Source organism: Lactonifactor sp. BIOML-A5, from assembly GCF_009677585.1.
In the GTDB taxonomy this organism is placed as follows: domain Bacteria; phylum Bacillota; class Clostridia; order Lachnospirales; family Lachnospiraceae; genus Lactonifactor.
The window spans coordinates 26,146-33,814 of the sequence record NZ_WKYV01000040.1 but is presented as its reverse complement, the minus strand read 5'-3'; the positions used below and the strand labels follow the sequence as shown (position 1 = coordinate 33,814).

At 41.2% G+C, this 7,669-nt stretch carries 7 protein-coding genes; all 7 read left to right on the top strand.

Features of this window, described 5'->3' with window-relative positions; genetic code table 11:
- Positions 1 to 87: 87 nt before the first annotated feature.
- The 7 genes from GKG41_RS21370 to GKG41_RS21340 all read left to right on the top strand — a co-directional run bounded on the left by GKG41_RS21370 (position 88) and on the right by GKG41_RS21340 (position 7,648).
- Positions 88 to 2,043: an HD domain-containing phosphohydrolase gene (locus tag GKG41_RS21370; protein WP_243141087.1), complete on the top strand. Its 1,956-nt coding sequence runs from the start codon at positions 88 to 90 to the stop codon at positions 2,041 to 2,043.
- 2 nt (positions 2,044 to 2,045) lie between these two features.
- The gene (locus GKG41_RS21365; protein ID WP_154262037.1) at positions 2,046 to 3,032 is read left to right on the top strand and encodes a sensor domain-containing diguanylate cyclase; all 987 of its coding nucleotides are present in this window, start codon (positions 2,046 to 2,048) and stop codon (positions 3,030 to 3,032) included.
- Positions 3,033 to 3,304: 272 nt separating this feature from the next.
- Positions 3,305 to 3,856 carry a response regulator gene (locus GKG41_RS21360; RefSeq protein WP_154262028.1) on the top strand — a complete coding sequence of 184 codons (552 nt, stop codon included), beginning with the start codon at positions 3,305 to 3,307 and terminating at the stop codon, positions 3,854 to 3,856.
- The gene (locus GKG41_RS21355) at positions 3,846 to 4,670 is read left to right on the top strand and encodes an MBL fold metallo-hydrolase (protein WP_347563381.1); all 825 of its coding nucleotides are present in this window, start codon (positions 3,846 to 3,848) and stop codon (positions 4,668 to 4,670) included. The genes GKG41_RS21360 and GKG41_RS21355 overlap by 11 nt, the downstream gene beginning before the upstream one ends.
- The gene (locus GKG41_RS23230) at positions 4,667 to 5,923 is read left to right on the top strand and encodes an HD domain-containing phosphohydrolase (RefSeq protein ID WP_173015681.1); all 1,257 of its coding nucleotides are present in this window, start codon (positions 4,667 to 4,669) and stop codon (positions 5,921 to 5,923) included. The genes GKG41_RS21355 and GKG41_RS23230 overlap by 4 nt, the downstream gene beginning before the upstream one ends.
- A gap of 58 nt (positions 5,924 to 5,981) precedes the next feature.
- Positions 5,982 to 6,752, top strand: coding sequence for a 4,5-DOPA dioxygenase extradiol (gene ygiD / locus GKG41_RS21345; RefSeq protein WP_154262025.1), 771 nt, complete (start codon positions 5,982 to 5,984; stop codon positions 6,750 to 6,752).
- Between the two features lie 56 nt (positions 6,753 to 6,808).
- A complete protein-coding gene (locus GKG41_RS21340) occupies positions 6,809 to 7,648 on the top strand; it encodes a pirin family protein (protein ID WP_154262014.1) in 840 nt (279 codons plus the stop codon).
- Positions 7,649 to 7,669: the final 21 nt, after the last annotated feature.

The window sequence follows — 7,669 nt, the reverse complement described above, 5'->3', positions numbered from 1 at the left end:
ATTAACAAGTTCAATACCCTATAGCCTGCATAGTTTCATTTATGGTGGTGCCAAGTGTGCGGGCATGGGGGTTTAGTCGCAAACTCCATGGATGTCGCAAACTTTGCTGTTCAACAGGATGGTACGCTGGAGCGTTACGCACTTGAGGATATTGACAACACAGACATTCAAAATGCGTACGAACAATACAAAGCAAACAGCGCTACGGAAATGATCTATAAAGGTGAAAATGACAGCTTTTTTGTCAACACCAGTGAAATCCAGATGAATGGAATAGATTGGATAGTCATATCGGTACTCCCCCAATCAATTTTCATGACAGATGTAATGAACAGTATACGTTGGGCAGCACTCATCGCCACGTTATCCATGCTGCTCTCCGCTTTGATCTGTAATTTGTTCATGAGTAAATATCTTAAGCCAATAAAAAGCCTGTTGCAGGTATCCGATGAATTATCTTCCGGAGACCTGTCTAAAAGAGTTGACATTATCCGAAATGATGAGATTGGCCGGATATCAAACAGCTTTAATAAAGTAGCCGATAAAATGCAATCGCTTATAGAAAACCTAGAGCTTAACGTACAAGAACGCACCCGGGAATTGCATAAAGTAAATTTTCAATTGGAGGCGAGTAAAGACGACCTCCAGTTGATATTAAACACAGCGGCAGAAGGCATTTATGGCATCGATCTAAAGGGCAACTGCACATTCTGTAATAAAAGCTGTATTGAAATACTTGGATATAACGACCAGACAGAATTGCTAGAAAAAAATATGCACCAGCTTATTCACCATACTCACAGAGATGGAACCCCTTACTCAACTGAAGAATGTAAGATTTATAATGCTATTATCAAAGGGCAAGGTTCCCACGTGGAGGATGAAGTATTCTGGCGCGCTGACGGGACTTCTTTTGACGTGGAATATTACTCATATCCCCAGATTAAAAACGGTGAAATAACCGGCGCAGTTGTAACTTTTATGGATATAAGCGAGCGGAAGCAGAAGGAAGCTGAAATACAATACCTGAACTGTTACGATACCTTGACCGGGCTGCACAACAGAAAATGCTTTGAGGACAACCGTGCGAAAATCGACAATCCAGATAATCTTCCGCTATCTGTCATCTTTGCGGATATCAATGGTTTGAAGATGACAAATGATATATTTGGACATACCGCAGGCGACGAGCTAATTAAGAAATCGTCTGAAATACTGCAGCAGGTCTGCAGGCAGAATGATGTAGTCGCGCGTGTCGGCGGAGATGAGTTCATCATACTTCTACCCAACACAACCAGAGAAAATGCGGAAAATATTCTTGACAGGATTAAATCCGTCTTTGTCGACGCCCGCGTTGAGGCCATTAAGTGCAGTATTGCTCTAGGCCTTGATACAAAGCGAAGCCCAGACCAATCGCTGGACGAGATCATGGCAAACGCAGAAAATGCAATGTATAAGGATAAAACCATGAATCGCAAGGCAATCAATAAAGACATTATTGATACGATTATTGAGACGCTGCATGCGAAAAATACCGGAGAGAAACAACACTCGATTAATGTTAGTGATTTGTGCTCTGATGTGGGAGCTGCATTACATCTACCTGAAACCGAAATCAGCAAACTTAAGCGAGCAGCTTATCTCCATGACATTGGGAAAATCGTACTTGATGATGGCATGCTTACAAAGGATACTTTATCGGATGAAGAAATGGAAAAAATGCAGCAACATTCTGCAGTGGGATATCGAATCTTAAGCCTTTTCGATGATACTTTGGATTTGGCGGAATACGTTTATGGCCATCACGAAAGATGGGATGGCACCGGATATCCGCGAGGATTGAAAGGCGAACAAATCCCTCTGTTGTCTAGAATCATTACAGTCGTAGAAACTTACGACCGAGTGATTAACAGAGGTGAACTTTCCTCGGATGAATGTAGAATAGCGGCTCTTGATGTTATTAGAAATGGTTCAGGCACGCAATTTGACCCGCAAATCACCAAAGTGTTTGTTCAAATAATAGAAAAAAGTGAGGAGGTTTAAAAGTGGATTACACAGAGTTTTCAAGAGAACAGCTACTGGACAGAATAAAAAGCCTCGAGATGCTAACACAGGAGTTGCTGAATGAGAAAGAACAGGAAACTAGGCTTGAATACGCATGGACAGGTAATCTTGGTCATTGGTATTGGAACATCAAAACTAATGAGGTTACCTTCAATCCGCTCAAAGTGACCACGCTCGGTTATGATAAAAGCGAGATTCCGGAACATGTTACTTATCAGTTCTTTACAGATAAGTTGCATCCGGAGGATTTTCAAAAGGCCATGGACGCAATGCGCGACCACTTATACGGCAAAGCAGATGTGTACGAAATCGAATACCGCATAAAAGCGAAAGACGGAACTTTCAAATGGTATTATGACCGTGGAAGAATAACTCAATATGATAATGGCAAGCCTGCATTCCTAGCGGGTATCGTGTTTGATATCACCGAAAAGAAAGAGACACAGCTGGAACTGGAGTATAAAAACAGAATTCTTTCCGAGATATCGTCGATTGATGGGCTTACAAAGATCGGCAACCACAGAACATTAATAGAGCACCTAAAGGCCGAAATAGCAGAAACAAGCCGGACAAGCAGCCCATTATCAATTGCTCTCTTTGACATTGATGATTTCAAGAAAGTCAATGACAGCAAGGGGCATGTCTATGGTGACCAAGTGCTCGTTGATCTAGCGTCCATTATAACAAAAAGCATCAGAGGCACTGACTTTGCTGGAAGATACGGCGGCGAAGAATTCATGGTGATTTTTCCAAATACAACCCTGTCTGTAGCCAGTAAAATATCTGAGCGGATCAGACAAGCTGTTGAGGACTATAACTTTGTTGACGGTTTAAGGGTAACCATCAGCGGAGGAACCAGTCAGTATAATAACGAAACTATTACTGAGCTAGTTCATTCCGCAGACACGAAATTGTACACTGCGAAAAGAAACGGGAAAAATCAAATAGTGTCTGATGCAAAATTTTGAAGTCTGCTCGATCAAGAGTTGGGTGATAGTGTTTAATGCTGCTCGCAGGCGAAATGCCGACTGAAAATATAAAAAATGCACACCATCACCTGTTGTCGCGACAGGAGTGTGCATTGTATTAAAACAATGGGCGCAACACATAAACAAATTTAGGATTTGGGTATAAACCCAGGGGGTGTGCAGAAGCGGTGCAAATTTTAACGATTTGATTTGAGCGGTGCATTTTATCAATAGGTAGTACCTTTGCCAACTATGTCGCAGAGAATACCGTGTTGACTGCTTGCGACGGTGTGGAAGCTTTGCGCGTGCTTTCGGAGCATGATGAAATTAACTTGCTCATACTCGATCTCAATATGCCCAATATGAACGGGTTTCAGGTTCTTGAATCACTCAATCAAGATGAGCGGTTTCGGAATCTTCGTACCATAATATTGACTAATTATGATGAATTGGACAACGAAATCAAGGGCTTAAAACTTGGTGCCGTAGACTATATTCGTAAACCAATTCATATGGATTCATTGAAAGCCAGTATCGATGTTCACGTAGCACTATTGCAAGCGCAGCAAGCACTGGAGCAAAAAATTGACGAACAGGCTCTTACCTTTGACATGGTTTTCGATCAAGCACCTATTGGCATAGCGATTTCTCACAGCCGTGATCCCAAACGCTCTGATAAGAATAATATAAAAATTAACTCAGCGTTTGAACAAATTACAGGCAGAACAAAAGAAGAGCTCATTGATTCTGGCTGGGCAAAGATTAGTTATAGAAGATATGAAAAGTTATATTGCCAACAAGGAGGAATAAACCGTGAAAATTAAAATGGAATCTTTAGAAAAAGAACCGGTAGATATTGCCGAGGGTGTTTACTGGGTCGGTTACTCTGATGAAAACAGAGGTCTTCACTGCAATCCCTATCTAATTATTGAGGGAGATGAAGCTGCTTTAATTGACGGTGGGAACCGTGATGATTTCAGCACTGTCATGCTGAAAATTTTAAGAACGGGAATAGAACCTTCCCAGATTACGAGATTGATTTACCAACACTATGACCCAGATCTTTGTGGGAGCTTACCTCAGCTAGAGGCAATCATAAATAATGATGCGCTAAGAATCATCTCCCATTCAGAGAACAACGTCTTCATTCATTATTATTCAGCTAAAACCGAGAAACTCGATTTTCGCGAATTGGGCAATCATTATGAATTCTCTACAGGCAGGCGGCTGGAATTTTATGCAACCCCCTATTGCCATCACCCGGGTAGCTTTGTTACATATGATACGCAAACAAAAACACTGTTCTCAAGTGATTTGTTCGGCAGCTTTGATGCCCGATGGACATTGATGCTTGAATTGGGCGAGGCTTGCAGTGAATGCCGGGATCTGAAAAAGTGTTCCTCGAATTTAACTAAATGCCCTGTCAAAGGAATCGTGAAGTTCCATCAGATTATCATGACATCAAACAGTGCGCTGTCAAACGCCCTAAATACTATCGAAAAACTGGATATTGAAAGAATAGCCTCTCAGCATGGCAGCGTTATCTCAACAAAAGAGGATGTAAAAACAATTATTCGGCACTTACGCTCAATCGAAAACGTCGGTATCGATTGTCTGTTGTCGGGAGAAGTCATATGAACAATCGATATTTAATGCTTCAGGACATATTATCAAATAGCTTGTGTTTAAATGCCGACCTCAAAGCCTATGCGTTAGAAAGCTTCGCAAAGGAGATTGACTACCATAATCAAACGGAACTTCTGACGAAATTAATTCTGGATCATTCCTCAATAGCAAAGCGCCTTGAGCAGATCAACAAAGAATTAGCGCACAGCCGCGAAGTGCTTGCTGAAGCGCAGGAAATTGCATTGTTGGGTCGTTGGGATATAAATCCTACTTCGGGTAGCATGACTTGGTCAAAGTCGATGTATGACATTCTTGAAATTGACAGCTCAACTCCCGCAACTTCTGATTTGTTTTTTTCGATTGTCCATCCAGACGATCTGGAGCAAGCGACCGCGATATTTCAGGAGATGTTTGTTGCGCAAAAGCCTTGGACAACCAGGTATCGTTTGCTGATGAAAAGCGGGAAAATAAAATGGGTGCATTTAAGATTCTATTCCAAGACAGACGCTAAAGGTATTCCTATTCTTTTTTATGGGACGATTCAAGATATTACCGAGATGAAAAAGGTCGAAGACGAACTTGAAAAATACAGTCAACGTCTTGAGCAGCTGGTGGAAGAAAAAGTTCGAGAAATCTCATCTTCTCAAATGGCGACTATCTATGCACTGATTAAACTATCAGAATCAAGGGATGACGATACAGGTGCACATATCGAACGGACAGCCAGCTTTTGCCGATTGCTTGCCGAAAAAGCACGATCTGTCACCGAATATGCAAATGCTATTACTGACATATTTATTGAAACAATATATAAAGCCAGTCCGCTTCATGATATCGGGAAAGTTGGCATACCCGACGGTATTTTGCTGAAACCCGGCAAGCTCACTGAAGATGAGTTTACAATTATGAAGTCCCATGTGCAGATAGGGTATGACACGCTTTCTAAAGTCGGACAGCAATACGATAAGAACGATTTTCTCAAAATGGGTATGGATATCGCTCTGTACCATCATGAGAAGTGGAATGGCAGCGGTTATAATAAAGGTCTTAAGGGGGGTAATATACCCCTGTGCGCACGCATCATGGCGCTTGCTGATGTCTACGACGCACTCCGCTCCAAGCGAGTGTATAAAGAGGCCTTTTCGCACGAAAAGAGCATCGAAATTATCAGTTCAAGTAAAGGAAGTCACTTTGATCCAGTGCTTGTTGATGTTTTCATCCGGCATCAGGAGGAGTTTAAGTCACTATTTGAATCAATAAAATAATCTGTCTAGTAGCAAATTACGTTTCAGTATTAATCTAAAGAAAGGAATGTGTAAGACTATGTCAAAGATGCCGGTTTTATTTGTAGGACATGGGTCACCGATGAATGCCATTGAAGATAATAATTATACAAGAACCTGGAGAAGTATAGCTGAAAGGATACCAAAACCTGAGGTGATATTGTCTGTTTCGGCTCACTGGTATACTAAAGGGACCAAAATTATGAACGAGGAAACCCCCAAAACTATATATGACATGTACGGTTTTCCTAAGGAATTATATGAAGTTAAATACAACACAGCGGGTTCACCCGGTATGGCTAAAATCTCTAAGGAGCTGATTTCAAGGAAAACGGAATATGATAACTCTTGGGGAATTGACCACGGGACATGGTCAGTACTGGTTCACATGCATCCGGATAGAGAAATTCCTGTATTTCAAATCAGCATAGATGCTGATGCTCCTCCCGCAGCACATTACAAAATTGGTAAGGAATTAAGAGCCTTAAGGGAACAGGGAGTTCTTCTGTTTGGCACCGGGAATATTGTCCATAATTTAAGACTGGTTGACTGGAACAAAGAAAACGAGGGCTTTGATTGGGCATATGAATTTGATGAATATATTTATGAAAACATTTTAAATAAGAATAATGATAATATCCTGAAATTCAATGAAATTGGTAATAGTGCAAAGTTGGCAGTTCCGACTCCGGACCATTTTTATCCTCTTTTATATGTACTCGGAGCGTCGAATGAAGATGATAAGATCAGTGTTTATAATAAATCCTGTGAACTGGGGTCATTAACAATGACAAGTTATCTTTGGGAATAATACAAGCGTTGCAAGCGGGAATGCTTCAAATATATTAAAGCAAGGAGACACGGTATATGGAAAGAAAAATTAGTCAACAGGTTAGAGGTTATAGAACGAAGGACGGAGCCGGAGTTAGTTTGGTCAGGGTTTTGGGAAACGGAACTGTACAGGAATATGATCCGATTTTAATGCTCGATTCCTTTGATAGCACAAATCCGGATGATTACACAGCGGGATTTCCCATGCATCCACACAGAGGTATCGAGACAATCAGTTATGTGTATCGTGGATTTATGACTCATAAGGACAGCTTAGGGAATGAGGATACGATTGGTGATGGAGAAGTTCAATGGATGACAGCCGGTTCCGGTATTATGCATGAAGAAAAATTGCCAGCTGCCGAGCGGATGCTTGGGGTACAGCTTTGGCTGAATCTTCCCGCAAAGGATAAAATGGCTCCGCCAGCTTATCACAGCATCAAAAACTCAGAAATTGAGGAAATAGAGTTTAATTGGGGTAAACTAAGACTGTTGGCGGGCGAATTTGAGGGAAGAAAAGGATATATGAGCAATTATCTTCCCCTTAATTATTACGATTTACACATCAACCCAAATGCATCAATTGTTTTGAGTACAGAAAATGTGCGCTCTGTAATGGTGTTTACCCTTTTAGGGGACGCATATATCGGAGGTGATCTGGTAAGGGAAAAGACGGCGGTAAAACTTACCTCCGGTGACCAAGTAGAAATAAAGGCTACAGATGAAAAAGCCCAAGTTTTATTCATAAGTTCAAAACGGCTGGACGAACCGGTAGTTTGGGGTGGTCCTATTGTCATGAACACTAAAGAAGAATTGAATAAGGCTTTTGATGATTTGAAGAAAGGTACTTTTATACAAGATAAAATTTCTTATTGAGGATACGATACAGAGAGGAGC